Here is a 17,035-nt window from a genome sequence, read left to right as displayed (position 1 = left end):
GAATAGGCTGTGGGACTCCCCCCTTGGTGTCTGGAGTCCCCCATGCCCTCGTGGTTGTCCCGTGTCCCCCTGCAAGGCCTGCTGCTGGCCGCCTCCACCCTCCTCCCGCCCGCCGCGAGCGCGGCGAACGAGAGCGTGCGGGTGTGGCTGACGACGACGTCCGGCAGCACGCTGTCGAAGAAGCTCAACGCGGAGGCGAACAAGACGTTCGGTCCGGAGACGGGCAGCGCGACGGCCATCGACGTGAACGACGGCGTGACGTACCAGACGCTCGACGGGTTCGGCGGCGCGCTCACGGATTCGTCCGCGTGGCTCATCTTCAACTCGCCGCAGCGCACGGCCATCATGAACGACCTGTTCAGCGTGACCGCGGGCGCGGGCCAGAGCGCCATCCGCCTGCCCATGGGCGCGTCCGACTTCTCGCGCAACAACTACACCTACGACGACACCTGCTGCGACCTGAACGACTTCTCCGTGGGTCACGACACGGCGTACATCCTGCCGCTCTTGAAGCAGGCGCGCGCCATCAACCCGGAGGTGAAGATCTTCGCGGTGCCGTGGAGCGCGCCCGCGTGGATGAAGTTCAACAACTCGCTCACCGGCGGCGGCTACCTGCGCAATGACCTGTACGGAACCTACGCGAACTACTTCGTGCGCTTCGTGCAGGCCTACCAGGCGAACGGCGTGCCCATCCACGCGCTGAGCCTCCAGAACGAGCCGCACAACGCCAACGGCGGCTACGCGACGATGCAGATGGAGTCCAACGACCAGTCCGTCTTCGCGGCGCAGCACCTGCGCCCCGCGCTCAACGCCGCGGGCTTCAACGGCGTGAAGGTGCTGGCGTGGGACCACAACTGGCACGACGGCGCGGGCCCCGCGGGCTACCCGCACGAAGTGATGGCCTACAACGGCGGGCAGGCGCAGAGCGCCGTCGCGGGCGTGGCCTACCACTGCTACGAGAGCCCCGAGGGCAGCTACAGTGTCCAGTCCGCCTTCCACGACGCGTACCCCGCCAAGGAGGTGCACTTCACCGAGTGCACCGGCGGCTTCTGGGCCACCAACGCCGCGGCGAACCTGGAGTGGGCGCTGCAGAACAACCTCTTCGGGCCGCTGCGCCACTGGTCGCGCACGTCCTTCTACTGGAACCTGGCGTTGGACCCGAACCACGGGCCGCGCGTGGGCGGCTGCACGGACTGCCGGGGCATGTTCACCGTGGACAACGCCAACGGCACGTACACGCGCAACGAGGAGTACTACGCGTGGGCCCACCTGGCGAAGGTGGTGCGGCCGGGCGCGGTGCGCGTGGGCGCCACGTCGCTGGGCAACAACAACATCGAGACGCTCGCCTTCCGCAACCCGGACGGCTCGCGCGCGCTCATCGCGCTGAATTCGAATGACGGCGCCACGCTGTCCTTCAAGGTCCGCTGGAGCGGGCAGTCCTTCGAGTACACGCTGCCGCCGCGCTCGGTGGCGTCCTTCCAGTGGGGCGGCACGTCCGGCCCGCAGGGGCCGTGGTACCGGCTGGTCAACAAGGCCACCGGCAAGTGCGTGGACATCGTGGGCCCGTCCGCGGCGGACGGCACCGGGCTGCACCAGTGGGCATGCCACACCGGCTCCAGCCAGCAGTGGTCCCTGGTGGCCACGGACAGCGGCTATTCGCGGCTGGTGTCGCGCTACAGCGGCAAGGCGGTGGACGTGGCGGACGCAAGCCAGACGGACGGCGCGCGTGTGCAGCAGTGGTCCTGGGCGGGCGGCGCGAACCAGCAGTTCAAGCCGGTGGCCACCACCGGCGGCTACACCCGCTTCGAAGCCCGCCACAGCGGCAAGGTGCTGGACGTGAGCAACTGCTGGAGCGGCGGCGACGGGGCCACCGTCCAGCAGTGGGTCTGGGCCAACAACGACTGCCAGCAGTTCCGCCTGGAAGCCATGCCCTGATCAGGGCACCGTCGCCAGGAAGCCCTCGAGCAGGGTGTTCACCTGCTCGGGGGCGTCCAGCTGTACCCAGTGCCCCGTGCCCGTCACGAGCTTCGAGGGAAGACTCGGGACGAGCACGTGGTACGCGCCGGGGGTCTGGTTGAGCGGCGTGATGACGGACAGGGCCGGTCCCCGGTAGCGCTTCAGCGCGGTGACCGGGTCGAACTTGAGCAGCGAGCCCATGGCGGCCTTCACCGCCCCGCGCTGCGTGCGCCGCAGCTGCCCCAGCACCTGCTCACGCACCTGGGGCGTGGACGGCTCCAGCAGCGTGCCCCAGTACTGCTCGATGACCTGCGTCCAGCCGTCGGTGTCGAGCGCGGCCATCATCCCGTCGGCCGCCTCCTTGGGAACCTCGCGGCCGTCGGACGCCGGGTCCAACAGGAAGAGGCCCGCGACGCGCTCCGGGTGCGCCGCCGCGTACGCCACGCACACCGCGCCGCCCAGGCTGTGCCCCACCAGCACCACGCGGGACAGCCCCAGCCCGTCCACCACCGCGGCCACGTCCTGGGAGAAGTCCTCCACCGTGAAGTCCGCGTCCGACGTGAGCGTGGACCGGCCATGCCCCCGCAGGTCCAGCGCGACCGCGCGGCGCTGCTTGCGCACGTGCTGGAGCTGCGCCGCCCACTGCCGCGTGTCCCCGCAGGCCGAGTGCACGAACACCACCGGCGTGCCCTGCCCCGTCCCGCCATCGTCCACGAACAGCTCACCCGCCGTGCCCTTCATGTCCCGTGCCTTTCCGGGCCGGAAATCCGGCCCCGCCGCGTGTCCGCATCCTGCGCCCGGCGGCCCGCCTGGGGAAAGGCTGACGGCTCCAGCGCCGGATCCGTCCGGCGGACAACACCCGGCGAAACACCCGCGCGCTCCCGCCAATCTTTTTCGATGCCGGTGGTTCCATTCACCGGCCGCGCCCCCACTGTTCCCGCGGCACCGCCCGTGAATTCCTCCGACGCCAAGAACGCCCAGGCTGGCCGCACCGCCGTCACGGTCCTCAACGTCAATGACGACCCGGCGACGCTGTACCTGCTGAGCCTCACGCTGAAGCAGGGCGGCTACCAGGTGCTCGAGGCCACGGGAGGGAGCGAGGCGCTCCGGCTCGCCCAGGGCCGGCCCGACCTGGTGCTGCTGGACGTGCACATGCCGGACATCGACGGCTACGAGGTGTGCCGCCGCCTGCGCGCGGGCGAGGCCACGCACGACCTGCTCATCGCCCACCTGTCGTCCGTGTCCGTCCAGCGCGAGGACCGCGTGCGGGGCCTGGCCCAGGGCGCGGACGCGTACTGGACGCGCCCCCTGGCGGAGGACGAGCTGCTCGCGAACATCGAGGCGCTCTTGCGCCTGCAGACCCGCGCCCGGGACGCCGTGCGCGCGCGCGACCGGTTCCTCAGCATCGCCGCGCATGAGCTGAAGACGCCCCTCACCGTGCTGCGCCTCAACCTGGAGCGCGCGGTGGAGATGGTGGTGAACGACGCGGACGCGGGCGGCGCCATGGAGAAGCGCCTCACGCCCGCGGTGCGCCAGCTCACGCGGATGCAGAACCTGGTGGACAACCTGCTGGACGTGTCCCGCCTGTCCACGCAGGACATGGCGCTGCTGGTGGACACGGTGGACTTCTCCCAGGTGGTGCGTGAGCAGGTGGAGCGCTTCCAGGCCCCGGCCCGCAGCGCGAACGTGCCCTTGAGCGTGGAGCTGCCGGACGCGCCCGTCCTCCTCTTCGGAGACCCGCGCATGCTGGAACAGGCCGTGGGCCACCTCTTGTCCAACGCCATCAAGTTCGGCGAGGACCGGCCCGCGAAGGCGCGCCTGTCCACGCACGAGGGCCACGCGGTGCTCGCCGTGGAGGACCAGGGCGTGGGCATCGCGCCGGAGGAGCACGCGCGCATCTTCCGCCGCTTCGAGCGCGTGGCCTCCGGAGGCCGCTTCGACGGACTGGGCCTGGGGCTCTACCTGGCCCAGGAGATCGCCGCCGCGCACGACGGCTCGCTGACCGTGAAGAGCGCCCTGGGCCAGGGCGCGTGTTTCGAGTTGAGGCTGCCCCTGCATCGCACCCAGCGGTACTGACGCATCCGAGGGAGAACGATTCGTGTCGAACACCGAAGACGCGGACGGCGGCACCCCGTCCAGCGAAGGCAAGAGCCCGGCGAAGCGCCTCGTCACCAATGTGCCCCGGCTGGACTTCATCACCAAGGGCGGCCTCATCCAGGGCTCGTCCTACGCCATCATCGGTCCACCAGGCTCCGGCAAGACGGTGCTGGCCAACCAGATTGCCTTCCAGCACGTGAAGAACGGCGGCAAGGCGCTCTACGTGACGCTGCTGTCGGAGTCGCACGGGCGCCTGCTGGAGAACCTGTCGCAGATGACGTTCTTCGACGCCGACGTCATCCCGGACCGGCTCCAGTACCTCAGCGGCTATCGCGACCTGGAGCGCGACGGGCTCAAGGGCCTGCTGGAGCTCTTGCGCAAGAACGCCCAGGCGCACGGCACCACGCTGCTCATCATCGACGGCATGGACGCGGCGAAGGAGTTCGCCCGCTCGGACCAGAGCTTCAAGCGCTTCCTCCAGGACCTGCAGACCTTCTGCAGCATCCTGGGCTGCACCACGCTGCTGCTCGCCCCGCACCATGCAGGGGAGCTCCACCCGGAGAACACCGCGGTGGACGGCATCTTCGAACTGTCGCTGTGGCTGCACGGGCCGCGCGCGGTGCGCGAGCTCATCGCCATCAAGTTCCGCGGCGGGCCGTCCCTGCTGGGCCGCCACGAGGTGGAGATCAGCAACCAGGGCATTGTCATCCACCCGCGCACGGAGGTGCAGTTCGCGCACCCCGCCGCGGAGGGGCGCGAGGACCGCATCCGCATGCCCTTCGGCATCCCGCGCCTGGACGAAGCGCTCCGGGGCGGCGTGCTGTCCGGCTCCACCACGCTGCTGTTGGGCGCGCCCGGCACGGGCAAGACGCTCCTGGGGCTGCACTTCCTCCTCCAGGGCGCGCGCGAGGGCCAGCCGGGCGTCTACTTCGGCTTCTTCGAGACGCCTCCCCGCCTCATCGAGAAGGCGGAGGGCACGGGCATGGGGGACCTCAAGAAGTACGTGGACGAGGGCCTCATTGAAATCCAGTGGCAGCCGCCGCTGGAGCACAACATGGACTCGCTGGCGGAGCGGCTGCTGGAGCGCATCGAGGAGCGCAAGGTGGACCGGCTGCGCCTGTTCATCGACGGTGTGTCCGGCTTCCGCTCCGCGGCGGTGTACCCGGACCGCCTGGGGCGCTTCTTCTCCGCGCTCACCCACCAGCTGCGGATGATGGACGTCACCACGCTGTACTCGGATGAGACGCCCCTGTTCAGCCCCGGCGTGGACATGCCCCAGCCAGAGGCCGCGTCCACCGTGGAGAACGTCATCCTGGTGCGCTACGTGGAGCTGCGCTCGCAGCTCTACCGGCTGCTCTCCATCATGAAGATGCGGGAGAGCGCCTACGACAGCGGCATCCGCGAGTTCTCCATCAGCGAGCAGGGCATCCAGGTCGCGGGCACCTTCGAGAGCGCGGAGAGCATCCTCACCGGCCACGCGCGCCTGTCCCGCGTAGAGAGCTCCCCCCCCGGCCGCGTGAAGGCCCCCCTGGGCGCGAAGAAGAAGCAGGGCCGCAAGACGCCAGCGAAGAAGAAGCCGGGCTCGAAGAAGGCTCCGGCGGGCACGTCCCGACGGAGGCGTTCATGAAGACCGTGCTCGTCGTGGACGACGAACAGGACATCGCGGAGGCCATCCAGGCCATCCTGGAAGAGGAACAACTGCGCGTGGTCGTCTGCGGCAACGGCCGCGAGGCGCTGGCCAGGCTCAAGGAGGAGCAGCCCGACCTGGCCATCATCGACGTGATGATGCCGGTGATGAACGGCTACGAGACCATCGACGCCATCCGCAAGGACGGCACCCACCACTTCCCCATCCTCGTCATGAGCGCCATCCAGCCGCCCAAGGCCAAGATGGAGGAACAGCAGTGGGCCGGCTTCCTCAAGAAGCCCTTCTCCCTGCGAGACCTGGTGGACACCGTGGAGCGGCTGACGTCGTCGTAGGTTCCGCTCTCACTTTTTCAGCGCAAAGCATCCGCGGCGGGCAGGCAGCCGGCGCGGGTGCTTCTGGTTGAAATCGAAATATCGCGCGCGCACAGTGGGTCCACCTGACGCGACGCATTCATGCCTACTGAAGTCGAGCCGACACCCTCCCGCGAGCCGGGCCTGTTCCGCCTCACCTGGCCCATCTTCTTCGAAATCTTCCTCTTCATGCTGATGGGCACGGCGGACACGCTGATGCTCAGCGGTGTGTCGGACGCCGCCGTCTCCGCGGTGGGCGTGGTCAATCAGTACGTCTTCATCTGCATCCTGGTGATGGAGGTGGTGAGCCACGGCGCGTCCATCGTCGTGTCGCAATATCTCGGTGCGAAGCGCGGCACGGAGGCGGCGCGCATCGCGGCGCAGGCCATCACGATGAACTTCCTGCTGGGCCTGGCCGTGAGCGGCGGGCTGCTGTTGTCCGCGGACTTCATCCTGGGGCGGATGAACCTGGAGCCGCGGACGCTGGCGTACGCGAGCACCTACTGGCACATCGCGGGCGGCTTCCTGTTCCTGCAGGCACTCATCAACGTCTTCTCCAGCCTCATCCGCACGTACGGCTTCACGCGGCAGTCCATGTACGTGGCCATGGGCATGAACGTGGTGCACGTGGTGGGCAACTGGGTGCTCATCTTCGGGCACTTCGGCATGCCGGCGCACGGCGTGGCGGGCGCGGCCATGTCCACCGTCTTCAGCCGCGCGATGGCGGTGGGTGTCTTCGCGTGGATGCTCTGGCGGGTGATGGACGTGAAGATGCAGCCCACGCACTTCGTGGCGCTGACGCGCGAGTACGTGCGCAAGATCCTCCGCGTGGGCGTGCCGTCCGCGGTGGAGCAGATGACGTACCACGCGTGCCAGACGGTGTTCCTGTACTACGTGACGTACCTGGGCCCGGTGGCGCTGGCGTCGCGGCAGTACGCCAACGCCATGTCCCAGTACGTGTTCCTGTGCAGCCTGGCCATCGGCATGGGCACGTCCATCATCGTGGGACGGCTGGTGGGCGCGCAGCGCTCGCAGGACGCGTACGCGCGCGTGCTCAAGAGCCTCAAGTGGAGCATCGGCATCACGGTGGCGGTGGACGTGACGGCCATCCTCCTCCGGGAGCCGCTCATCCGCCTCTTCACGTACGACGGCGATATCCTGCGGCTCACCTCGCAGGTGCTCGTCCTGAGCCTGCTGTTGGAGACGGGCCGCTCGTTCAACCTGGTGCTGGTGAACGCGCTGCGCGCCGCGGGCGACGCCACCTTCCCGGTCATCATGGCGATGATCTCCATGGTCTGTATGAGCCTGCCCCTGGGCTACTACCTGGTGTTCCACCTGCACCTGGGGCTCGCGGGCGTGTGGCTGGCGGTGGCCGCGGACGAGTGGACGCGCGGTCTGGCCATGTGGATGCGCTGGCGAAGCCGCGCGTGGGAGCGCCAGTCGCTGGTGTCCCCGGCGGAGGCGCCGGTGGTGCTGGCGCACTGAAGCGGCGCGGGCCATTTCCGGACGCCCGCGAGGGCTTGGATGCGCGCCCGCCCTGCACGCCTGCACGGGGCGGCCGGGCGCGCTCAATTCCCGGCCCCTTCCGCTGGACGCGGCGCATCCCACTTTTGGTGGGCCGCGTTACGGGCCAAACCGGGAGGAACCCATGCTCGCCGTCGTCTACAAAGAGAACAGCCAGGTGAAGGTGGAGGAGGTCGAGGATCCGAAGCTGGAGTCTCCCACCGACTGCGTCATCCGCGTCACCTCCGCCGGCATCTGTGGAAGTGACCTGCACATGTACGAAGGCCGCACCGCGTCCAAGGCCGGACAGGTCTTCGGCCACGAGAACATGGGCGTCGTGGAGCAGGTGGGCCCCGGCGTGAGGAGCATCAAGAAGGGCGACCGCGTGGTGCTGCCCTTCAACATCGCCTGCGGCACCTGCTTCGACTGCGTGCGCGGCCGCACCGAGGCGTGCCTCATCGCCAATCCGGAAGCGCCGCACGCGGGCTACGGCTACGCGGGCATGGGTCCGTACCGCGGCGGACAGGCGGAGCTGCTCCGGGTGCCCTGGGCCGACTTCAACTGCCTGAAGATCCCCGGGAAGCCGGGCGACGACCTGGAGGACGACTTCCTCCTCTTGTCGGACGTGTTCCCGACCGCGTACCACGGCACCGAGCTTGCGAACGTGCGGCCGGGCGCCACCGTGGCCGTCTTCGGAGCGGGGCCGGTGGGCCTGCTCGCCGGCTACTGCGCGCTCCTGCGCGGCGCCTCGGAGGTCTACGTGGTGGACAGCGTCCCGGAGCGCCTGGCCAAGGTGAAGGAGATGGGCGCCATCCCCATCGACTTCACCAAGGGCGACCCGGTGAAGCAGATCATGGACCTGCGCCGCGGCAACCCGCTCATCATGGGCGCGCTGCGCTCCGGTGAGGAGAAGGCCCTGGGTGTGATGTGCGGCATCGACGCCGTGGGCTACCAGTCGCGCGACATCAAGGGCGCGGACGCGCACGGCGGCCGGGAGAAGCCCACCCAGGTGCTGGAGCAGCTGGTGGAGCTGGTGAACCCCACGGGCTCCATTGGCGTCGTGGGCGTCTACATCGCCCCGGACCCCGGCGCGGCGGATGAGAACGCGAAGCAGGGCATCTACCCGCTGCCCTGGGCCAAGGTGTTCGACAAGGGCATCACCGTGGGCACCGGCCAGACGCCGGTGAAGCGCTACGACTATTTCCTGAGGGATCTCATCATCGCGGGCCGCGCCAGGCCGAGCATGATCGTCAGCCACCGCCTGCCGCTGCAGGACGCGCCGGACGCGTACAAGAAGTTCGACGCGCGCAAGGACGGCTACACCAAGGTCATCCTCAAGCCCCAGCTGAGCCCCAAGGCTCGTGCGTAGGAGCCCCCCTGTCCCCAGGTCCAAGCCCCGGGGTGCACACGCCCCGGGGCCTTGGCGGTATATGGTCTGATGGTGGTCGCCCTGGACAAAACCTCGACCGTGCTGGTGGTCGAAAGCTACGACGACCTGCGCGAGGCCCTGGTGGCCCTCCTCGTGTTGGAGGGCTACACGGTGCTGTCCGTGGCCACGGCCACGCAGGCGTTGGAGGTGTTGTCCCAGATCCCGGACATCCCCTCGCTGGTGCTGCTCAGCCTGATGCTGCGCAACCCGGAGGACCAGCGCTTCCTCACCCGGCTGCGGAACCTGGGCCTGACGTCGCGGCTGCCGGTGCTGGCGCTCACCGCGGATCCAGACCTCCAGGCGGCCCCGCCCGGGACGGTGGGCCTCTTGGGCAAGCCGGTGCGCACGGAGGTGCTCCTGGCCGCCGTGGACCGGTACCGGATCCGGCACTGATGTCACCTGTTGGGGGCTGATGTAGGCACGGAAACACGGCAACTCCGGGCGGCAAGGGTCGATAATCCATCAACGTCCACCGTCTCGGTGGTTCGAGGGGGAAGACCCAACATGTCCAGAATCGGTGAGTCGATTGGCGGCGCCATCGCGGCGCGAGTGCAGCAGGCGCTGACCCCGCAGGTCCGCCCCACCCCGCCGCCCCCGGCCCCGCCGGTCGCGCGGCGTCCTTCCGACACCTTCGAGTCCGCTCCGGCCGCCCGTCGCGGAGGCCCCGCGCTGGGGACGCCCGCGCCCGCGGCCACGCCCACCCCGGTGGGCACGTCCGGCACGGCGGTGCAGACGAACGGCGCCACGGTGGCGGACTACCAGGTGGGTCCTCCCCGGCGTCCGGACATCCACCACGACAACGGCTTCCTGCAGAACCCCAACGACCCCAACGACCCGAAACCCATCCCCACGGAGAGCCCGGGCCTGGGTGACTACGCGGCGCGGGCCGAGTGGGAGCTGAAGCTCAACGCCGCGCGCGCCATCCAGGGTGTGCCGGGCGTGCCGCACAACGACATCCCGGACGGCCTGGACACGTACGACCACTTCCTGCACGGGAACGGGGCGGACCGGCACTTCGACTACGAGCGCTTCGTCAGCACGGACCCCGCCGGCCAGGCGGTGCTCACCAACTCCACGCGCGACACGCAGCAGGCGGCGGAGGCGACCTACAACCAGATGATCGCCCAGGACCCGTCGCTCGCGGGCAAGCCGGTGACGTTCCAGATTACGGGCTCGCAGATTGGCGTGGGCTCCAGCGAGCAGTTCCCCTACCCGGAGACGGAGAACTGGCAGAAGGCGATTGGCGGCCACTCCATCTGGAACAGCGCGACGGTGACGGTCTACCCGCCGGAGACGCCGGGCGGGAAGCCCCGCTTCGAGATGGACATGACGCTCCACGCGGAGGACCGCTACAACTTCAACCCGGGCCAGGCGGACATCAACACCGGCACGCCGGACGCGGACAACGGCCGGCTGGAGCGCACGGGCCTGGGGCACCAGTACACCAACTACGGCACGCTCCAGCGGCATGTGACGTGGGACCAGGGGAGCCCCGAGAATGCGACGTCGCGTCCCATCGGTGGCCGTTAGGCGCACGCTGGCTACCACCCTGCTCGCGGGGTGTGTTTCGCTGGCCTGCGACAAGCCCTCAGGGGGGAATGCATCCATGACGACACAGACGGCCGCGCCTGCGGCGAAGACGGGGACGGACCTGGAGACGCTGGAGAAGACCGTGACGCTGCCGCGCCGCCCCCAGGCGGTGCAGTGGCGCACGTCTCCGCGCGGCATCCAGGGCGGGCTGGGCCCCACGGACACGCAGCTCCTCGCGGTGCTGGAGTACCCGGCGGCGGAGGCCCAGGCGCTCCAGGCCGAGCTGAAGCCCACGCGGCTGACGGTGAAGCTGGAGGACGGCGGGTGGCTGCCGGAGGCCACCCGGGAGGCCCTGAAGGGCGCCACCGCCTACGACGCGGCGCCCTTCTTCAAGGGCTCGCTGCGCCAGGGCACCGTGTTCCAGCTGCCCCAGTCGAGCACCTTCGTGCTGGTGCTCTTCAGCAGCTAAAGCCCGCGCGGAGAAGCAGGAAGCAGCAGGGGGCCCGGCCGCGAACGCTCGCGCCCGGGCCCTTCGCTTTTCAGGGACTACGTCGTGCCTTCGGGCCGGGACTTCTTCTGGGGCGTGGCGCCGTGGTGGGCGTTGCGCTGCGCGCCGGACCTCTCCCCCGAGCGGCGGTCCGCGCTGTTGATGATGGAGCTCGCGAGCAGGAAGGCGTTGAGGCGCAGCTGCATGAAGTTGTGCTCCACCTTCGGCGGCTGCTGCATGCGCAGGGTGCGGTCCTCACCCTGCTGGTGCTTGGGCCACTCCGTCGCGGACGCGGGCGCACCCGTGCGGGCGAACTGGAGCAGCCAGCCGCTCACCTGGCGTGAGTACGCGCGGTCCTCGTCGGTGAGCACCTCCTGAGTGGGCGGGCAGCGGGCCACCGTGTCCAGGAAGTACGGGATGTCCGAGCCGTGCGGGACGCCGTCGGGGTACTCCGGGCGCAGCTCGGTGGCGGTGTATTCGAAGTAGAAGCGCCACGCGTCGGAGACCTTGGTGTGCAGGTCCGCGACCTGCCGGGGGATGAGCGTGAAGACGATGTCGCGGCACACCTGCCGCGCCAGCTCCTCGTCCGGTGACACGCCCGGGTAGAGCAGGCCGATGGGCACGTTGTTGTCGCGCAGCGCCTGGAGGATCTCCATGGGGTCGCGGCCCATGGCGGTCATCACGCTCACGTCGTCGCTGGTGCTGCCCAGGATGAGCGGCACACGCGCCTGCTGCTGCGCCTTGAAGGTGGACAGGATGGACTGGGGCAGCACCGTGTCGCCGCACACGGCCACGGGCGCCAGCGAGTGCTCCGGCGGCTGCTGCCAGAAGGACTCCGCGGGCAGCTTGCGCATGCGCTCCGGCGTCGCGTCCGCGTCCGGCACGCCCATGCCGCGGATCAGCGCCTCGCCCTTGAGCAGCGCCTTGTCCAGCGGCATCTCATCCAGGCCGTACACGCTCATCGCCACGCCCCGGTGGAACAGGGGCTTCGCGGCCTCCATGCAGAAGAGGGACAGCACGCTCTTGGCGCCCGCGGACTGGCCGATGAGGGTGACGTTGCCCGCGTCCCCGCCGAACTTCGCGATGTTGCGGTTCACCCACTGGAGCGCGGCGACCTGGTCCAGCAGGCCGAAGTTGGCCGCGCCGCCGCCGGGCTCCTTCCGGAGCGCCGGGTGGGCCAGGAAGCCCAGGTGCCCCAGGCGGTAGTTGAGCGTGACGAGGATGGCGTCCCGGGACGCCATGGGCACGCCGTCGTACGGGGGCAGGCCGCTCGCGCCAATCACATACGCGCCGCCGTGGATCCACACGATGACGGGCAGCTTCGCCTGGGGGTCCACGCGGGGCGTCCAGACGTTGAGATAAAGACAATCCTCGCCCATCGGGTACGGGTCGCCGCCGCCGCCCGCGATGCATTCATCACGCGACTGGAGCGAGGACTTGCCGAACGTGGACGCCTGCCGGATGTGCTTCCAGGGCATGACCGGAGCGGGAGGACGCCACCGCAGCGCGCCCACGGGAGGCTGGGCGTAGGGAATGCCCTTGAAGGCATACACCCCTTCCTCGACGACGCCTTGGAGCTGTCCTTCGACCGTGCTGACGACGGGAGCCGACTGCTGGACCATGTTTGGAACCCCCCACGAGACCCGGCGCCAGGACCGGGCCGGTGCGAAGTAGAGGTTTCACCCATGCAAGTCAATGCATTGGGACCCAAAGACAATCACCCGTCCGCCAGCCGACGCGGCCCCAGACCCTGGAGCATCAGGGCAATGCCATACCGAGTTCCCGCAGGACAGTCCGGGCGATGGCGGCGTAGTCCCCGTCGAAGTGATGTCCACCCTTGAGCAGTACGGCGCGGGCGCCGGGCACGCCGGACAGCGTGGGGCAGAGGCTGTCGGACAGCTCCTCGTCACCGTAGACGCAGAGCACGGGCGTCCCCTTCAGGGCCTGCACGTCCGGGAGCACCGCGGCCGTGGGCTGGCCCCTGCCGCCGAAGAGGTCCGTGACGTGCACCTCGAACTCCGCCTCCTTGCCGGGAGCGAGCAGCACGGCCATCCGCACGCGCTCGCGCAGGTCCTCCGGCAGGCGCGCGGCGATGGCCGGCACCACGTCCGCGCCGCGCGAATAGCCCAGCAACACCACGCGCTGCTTGCCCCACGCGGACAGGAAGTGGCGCAGCGCGCGGGCCACGTCCGCGGACGTCTGCTCCGGCGTGCGGCGCTTCCAGAAGTAGCGCAGCGAGTTGAAGCCCACGACGGGGATGCCCTGCGCGGCGAGCGACCTGGAGACGGACTGGTCCAGGCTGGCCCAGCCGCCATCGCCGGTGACGAAGAGCGCCAGCGTGTCGCCCGGGACGTCCGGCGTCGCGGGGACCTCCACCAGCGACAGCCCCTCCACCGACGTGTCTCCGGAGAGCCCCGGGGTGCCAGCGTCTGGAGGCGACGCTGGCGTGGAGACCGGCGGCGGCCCCTCCGCGGGGAGCGGCGCGGCGGCGGCATCATGCGCGGCCAGCAGCGCCCCCCGCCATGCCTCCACAGGCATGCGGGCCAGGCCCGGCCCCGGCACCGTCAGCACGCGGGCCGTCGTCAGCGAGCGGGTGAAGTCGTGCGCCGCCTTCACCGGATGAGCCGGATCCCGGTCCGCGCCGAGCAGCACCCACGGTTGATTCAGCGCACGCGCCGGGGCCAGCCGCTCCCGCCGGCCCTTGTCCGAGCGTGAGCGCACGAGTCCCGCGCCCGGACAGAAGGCCGCGGACGTCGTCAGCTCCGGCGTGAAGTCCACGCTCACCGCGCCCCGGAACGTGCCCGGCGGAGCCTGGGCCAGCGCCGCGTAGGCCAGCGCCGCGCCCGCGCCGTCCCCCACGAGGACGGGGTGCAGGTACTCGGGCAGCTGCGCGTGCCGCTGGTAGCCCTGGCTCAGGAGCTCCAGGTCGCCCGCCGGATACGCGCACCGGGTGCCCTTCTCCAGGGCGCGCAGGAAGGCCCCGGCGTCCACGCCGAGCACCAGCGCGCCGTGCGAAGCCAGCGCCGTGGACAGCTTCAGCGCCCGGCCCTGATCCGCGGGCCCATCCGCCAGCAGGAGCACCACCGTCCCGGGCCTCCCCGGGGGCGTCACCACCGTGACGTAGCCAAAGCGGCCTCCGGGGTGCAGCGTCTCCACGCGCGGCGCGACGGGAGGTTGGTGCACGGGGACCGCCACCGGGGCCGGCGCGACGGAGGGCGCCGCGCACGTGCGAGCCCAGGGGATGAGCGCCAGCGCCAGCACGAGCACGGCCCCCACCAGGAACCCCTTCGCGCGCCTCCTCATCTCGCCACCACTCCACCCAGCCCGCGCGACACCAGCGACGCCACGCCCGCGAGCACGCCCGGCAGCGCGAGCCCGCCCGGCGAGGCCAGGTAGCGCGGCGCCCAGTCCGGACGGAACTTCTCCTTGTAGTGGCGCAGCCCCTGGAAGTTGTAGAAGTGCTCGCCGTGCCGGAACAGGAGCGCGCCCAGCCGGTTCCACATGGGCGCGAGCGCGCGCGCCTCGAAGCCGCTGAAGGGCGCCATGCCCAGGTTGAAGCGCTGGAAGCCCTGCCGCCGGCCCCACAGCATCAGCGACGTGAAGAGGAAGTCCATGGCCCCATGGGGACTGCCCGGCTGGTAGCGCATGAGGTCCACGCTCAGCTCCTCCTTCGTGTCCGGGGCCCACACGTTGGCGAAGCCCATGAGCACGCCGCTCCGGCGCACCAGCGCCACCGGCCCCTGCTCCAGGTAGCGCGGGGAGAAGCAGCCCAGGCTGAAGCCCTTCTCACGCGTGTGCTTCTCCGCGAGCCACGCGTCGGAGATGGCCCGCAGCTGGGGCAGCAGCTCCGGCACGGCCTCGCGCGGCTGCACCTCGAAGGTCCATCCCTCGCGCTCCATGTGGCGCATGCCGTGGCGCAGGCCCCGGCGCTCCGGCCCCTCCAGGTTGAAGTCCGGGAGCGGCACGGTGGCCTCCTCGCCCAGCTTGAGCAGCGTGAGCCCCAGGTCCAGGTAGCGCGGCAGCGCCCCCGGCCCCACCTGGTAGAAGCACGCCCAGCCGTGGTGCCGGTCCGCCAGCTCCAGGAAGCGCCACGCCAGCTCCGTCGCCGCGTCCGGCGGCCCCACCGGGTCGCCCATGGACACCCACGCCCGCCCCGACACGCCGTACATGAGGAACGCGGTGCCCGCGTCGTTGAGCAGCAGGGACTTGTCCCCCACCAGCGCCAGCGAGGCCATGGACTCCGGGGAGCTCGCCACCAGGGGACGCACCCGTTGCAGCTCCTCCACCGTCGGAGGATGCGTGCGCGGCGCCGCCGGCCGCAGGAGCGCGGCCAGCCCCGCCACGACCGTCGCCCCCAGCACGCCCACGCTGGCGCGAAGGAAACGTGGCGCGTCGCCGGAGAAGGCGAAGTGCCACCAGAGGTCGTTGCGGTACTCGACGTGCCGGAAGGAGAAGAGCCCCAGCCACACCGACGCGCCCACCACCGCCGCCGTGGCCAGGAGCCACCCGGGGCTGAAGGCCTCCGCGAACAGCGACGTGTGCCGGTAGAACTGCTGATGGAACGGAGCCAGCGCCGCGGCCAGGACGAGCAGCAGCGTGGCCTCCTCGTAGTCCACGCCCTTCACCACGGAGAACACCGCGCCCGCCACCAGCAGCACCTGCGTCAGCACATAGGCCGCGTCCAGGCGCCGCTGGAGCCCGCGCGCGAGCAGGAGCAGCGACACGCCCACCAGGCTGCCCAGCAGGTGTGACACCTCCAGGAGCGGCAGCGGCACCAGCCGGCGCAGCAGCGCCAGCCGCTCGGCGACGGGCGGCGTCGCGCCGGAGAAGAGCAGCACCGTGCCCGCCACGAACGCCACCGCCGACGCGGCCCACGGCACCACCGGCGCGAACGAGCTGTGCACCACCTTCGCCAGCCGCGTGAGGTGGTGACGGCGCTGGAGCAGCTCATGCCCCGCGAGCAGCAGCGCCGCCACCGTGAAGGGCAGCAGGTAGTAGACGAGCCGGTACACGAGCAGCACGCCCACGACCTGCGGCGCGGGCACGCGGGGCGTGAGCGCGGAGAGCATCACCGTCTCGAAGACACCCAGGCCCGCGGGCACCTGGCTGGCGATGCCCGCCAGCTGCGCCAGCGCGAACAGCGCGGTGAGCGACGGCAGCGACACGCTGTCCGGGGGCAGCAGCACCCACAGCACCGTCGCCGCCAGCACCCAGTCCCCGCAGGACACCACCAGCTGCGCCAGCGCCCGCGCGGGCGTGGGCAACGTCCACTCCAGGCCGCGAACACGCAGCGGCTTGCGCACGGTGGCGCACGCCACGAAATAGCCCACGAGCAGCAATCCCAGCGCGGCCCCCACTCCGTGCGCCACGGGAGTGGACAGGGACAGCACCCCGCCCCCGCCCTCCAGGAGCAACGACATGCCGGTGACGGCGGCCAGGCCCAGCCAGAACGTGAGCGCGTTGAACGCGGACACCCGCGCGACGTCCAACGCGGTGAGCCCCCACGCGGAATACAGCCGGTAGCGCACCGACCCGCCGCTCAGGAACGACGCGCCCAGGTTGTGCCCGAAGGCGTACCCCACGAAGGATGTGAGCCCCACGCGCGGATAGGGAATCCGGTGCCCCGCGTGCCCCAGCGCCAGCACGTCGTACAGCGTGAGCGCCGCGTAGTTCACGACCGTCACGGCCAGGGACAGGAGGATGCGACTCGCCGTCACGGCCGCGAGGCCCGCGCTCACGTCCTCGCGGCGGTAGTGCGACAACTCGCGGTGCAGCACATACGCCGCCACGCACAGCAGGAGCAGTGGCAGCGCCGTGGTGAGGACTCTCTGGACCTTCGACATGCCGGCTCTCCCCTGACCGGGAGGACGCAGCATCCGGCGTGCCATGCCTCACGAAGAGGAGACACGAGGGCAGTCCTCCGCCCGAAAGGCCCCAGCCGTGGCACCTCGCCCCACCTTCCCGGGAGGGACGGCCAGGCGTCGTGCCGCTACGGCGCGCGGGAGGACGCCTGTACTGAAGCCACGCATGGGACC

General features: G+C 70.5%; 13 protein-coding genes. 9 read left to right on the top strand and 4 right to left on the bottom strand.

Features of this window, described 5'->3' with window-relative positions; translation table 11 throughout:
* Positions 1-42: 42 nt before the first annotated feature.
* Positions 43-1,935: an RICIN domain-containing protein gene (locus D7X30_RS40140; RefSeq protein ID WP_120568267.1), complete on the top strand. Its 1,893-nt coding sequence runs from the start codon at positions 43-45 to the stop codon at positions 1,933-1,935.
* On the opposite strand, the gene D7X30_RS40135 is transcribed toward D7X30_RS40140, so the two are convergent.
* Entirely contained in the window at positions 1,936-2,697 is a 762-nt protein-coding gene (locus tag D7X30_RS40135; protein WP_120568266.1) for an alpha/beta fold hydrolase, read from the bottom strand.
* Positions 2,698-2,907: 210 nt separating this feature from the next.
* On the opposite strand from D7X30_RS40135, the gene D7X30_RS40130 reads away from it, so the two are divergent.
* The 8 genes from D7X30_RS40130 (at position 2,908) to D7X30_RS40095 (ending at position 10,982) form a co-directional block, all read left to right on the top strand.
* Positions 2,908-4,032 (top strand): hybrid sensor histidine kinase/response regulator, encoded by a 1,125-nt coding sequence (locus tag D7X30_RS40130; protein ID WP_120568272.1) that lies wholly within the window; start codon positions 2,908-2,910, stop codon positions 4,030-4,032.
* A gap of 22 nt (positions 4,033-4,054) precedes the next feature.
* Entirely contained in the window at positions 4,055-5,680 is a 1,626-nt protein-coding gene (locus D7X30_RS40125) for an ATPase domain-containing protein (RefSeq protein WP_120568265.1), read from the top strand.
* A complete protein-coding gene (locus D7X30_RS40120) occupies positions 5,677-6,033 on the top strand; it encodes a response regulator transcription factor (protein WP_120568264.1) in 357 nt (118 codons plus the stop codon). Before D7X30_RS40125 ends, D7X30_RS40120 begins: the two co-directional genes overlap by 4 nt.
* Positions 6,034-6,153: 120 nt before the next feature.
* A complete protein-coding gene (locus D7X30_RS40115) occupies positions 6,154-7,536 on the top strand; it encodes an MATE family efflux transporter (RefSeq protein ID WP_120568263.1) in 1,383 nt (460 codons plus the stop codon).
* A 163-nt stretch (positions 7,537-7,699) separates the two neighbouring features.
* Positions 7,700-8,923: a glutathione-independent formaldehyde dehydrogenase gene (locus D7X30_RS40110; RefSeq protein WP_120568262.1), complete on the top strand. Its 1,224-nt coding sequence runs from the start codon at positions 7,700-7,702 to the stop codon at positions 8,921-8,923.
* A 69-nt stretch (positions 8,924-8,992) separates the two neighbouring features.
* Positions 8,993-9,376 (top strand): two-component system response regulator, encoded by a 384-nt coding sequence (locus D7X30_RS40105; RefSeq protein ID WP_120568261.1) that lies wholly within the window; start codon positions 8,993-8,995, stop codon positions 9,374-9,376.
* A gap of 111 nt (positions 9,377-9,487) precedes the next feature.
* Positions 9,488-10,513: a hypothetical protein gene (locus tag D7X30_RS40100; protein WP_120568260.1), complete on the top strand. Its 1,026-nt coding sequence runs from the start codon at positions 9,488-9,490 to the stop codon at positions 10,511-10,513.
* Between the two features lie 76 nt (positions 10,514-10,589).
* A complete protein-coding gene (locus tag D7X30_RS40095) occupies positions 10,590-10,982 on the top strand; it encodes a hypothetical protein (protein WP_120568259.1) in 393 nt (130 codons plus the stop codon).
* A 77-nt stretch (positions 10,983-11,059) separates the two neighbouring features.
* Here D7X30_RS40095 and D7X30_RS40090 read toward each other — a convergent pair whose 3' ends face one another.
* From D7X30_RS40090 to mprF, 3 genes are all read right to left on the bottom strand, one after another.
* A complete protein-coding gene (locus tag D7X30_RS40090) occupies positions 11,060-12,622 on the bottom strand; it encodes a carboxylesterase/lipase family protein (RefSeq protein ID WP_120568258.1) in 1,563 nt (520 codons plus the stop codon).
* A gap of 136 nt (positions 12,623-12,758) precedes the next feature.
* The gene (locus D7X30_RS40085) at positions 12,759-14,303 is read right to left on the bottom strand and encodes a virulence factor family protein (protein WP_120568257.1); all 1,545 of its coding nucleotides are present in this window, start codon (positions 14,301-14,303) and stop codon (positions 12,759-12,761) included.
* Positions 14,300-16,843 carry a bifunctional lysylphosphatidylglycerol flippase/synthetase MprF gene (gene mprF / locus D7X30_RS40080; protein ID WP_120568256.1) on the bottom strand — a complete coding sequence of 848 codons (2,544 nt, stop codon included), beginning with the start codon at positions 16,841-16,843 and terminating at the stop codon, positions 14,300-14,302. Before mprF ends, D7X30_RS40085 begins: the two co-directional genes overlap by 4 nt.
* Positions 16,844-17,035 lie beyond the last annotated feature (192 nt).

Origin of the sequence: Corallococcus sp. AB011P, assembly GCF_003611605.1 — a bacterium.
Classification (GTDB): Bacteria; Myxococcota; Myxococcia; order Myxococcales; family Myxococcaceae; genus Corallococcus; species Corallococcus coralloides.
Note: the sequence above shows the minus strand (reverse complement) of the source record. Positions and strands in the feature narration are given on the sequence as shown.

What these genes read in the sequence shown, in the direction of transcription:
- D7X30_RS40140 (WP_120568267.1), top strand. Translation starts at nt 43, where the DNA reads ATGCCCTCGTGGTTGTCCCGTGTCCCCCTGCAAGGCCTGCTGCTGGCC.
- D7X30_RS40135 (WP_120568266.1), bottom strand. Translation starts at nt 2,697, where the DNA reads ATGAAGGGCACGGCGGGTGAGCTGTTCGTGGACGATGGCGGGACGGGG.
- D7X30_RS40120 (WP_120568264.1), top strand. Translation starts at nt 5,677, where the DNA reads ATGAAGACCGTGCTCGTCGTGGACGACGAACAGGACATCGCGGAGGCC.
- D7X30_RS40115 (WP_120568263.1), top strand. Translation starts at nt 6,154, where the DNA reads ATGCCTACTGAAGTCGAGCCGACACCCTCCCGCGAGCCGGGCCTGTTC.
- D7X30_RS40110 (WP_120568262.1), top strand. Translation starts at nt 7,700, where the DNA reads ATGCTCGCCGTCGTCTACAAAGAGAACAGCCAGGTGAAGGTGGAGGAG.
- D7X30_RS40105 (WP_120568261.1), top strand. Translation starts at nt 8,993, where the DNA reads ATGGTGGTCGCCCTGGACAAAACCTCGACCGTGCTGGTGGTCGAAAGC.
- D7X30_RS40100 (WP_120568260.1), top strand. Translation starts at nt 9,488, where the DNA reads ATGTCCAGAATCGGTGAGTCGATTGGCGGCGCCATCGCGGCGCGAGTG.
- D7X30_RS40095 (WP_120568259.1), top strand. Translation starts at nt 10,590, where the DNA reads ATGACGACACAGACGGCCGCGCCTGCGGCGAAGACGGGGACGGACCTG.
- D7X30_RS40090 (WP_120568258.1), bottom strand. Translation starts at nt 12,622, where the DNA reads ATGGTCCAGCAGTCGGCTCCCGTCGTCAGCACGGTCGAAGGACAGCTC.
- D7X30_RS40085 (WP_120568257.1), bottom strand. Translation starts at nt 14,303, where the DNA reads ATGAGGAGGCGCGCGAAGGGGTTCCTGGTGGGGGCCGTGCTCGTGCTG.
- mprF (WP_120568256.1), bottom strand. Translation starts at nt 16,843, where the DNA reads ATGTCGAAGGTCCAGAGAGTCCTCACCACGGCGCTGCCACTGCTCCTG.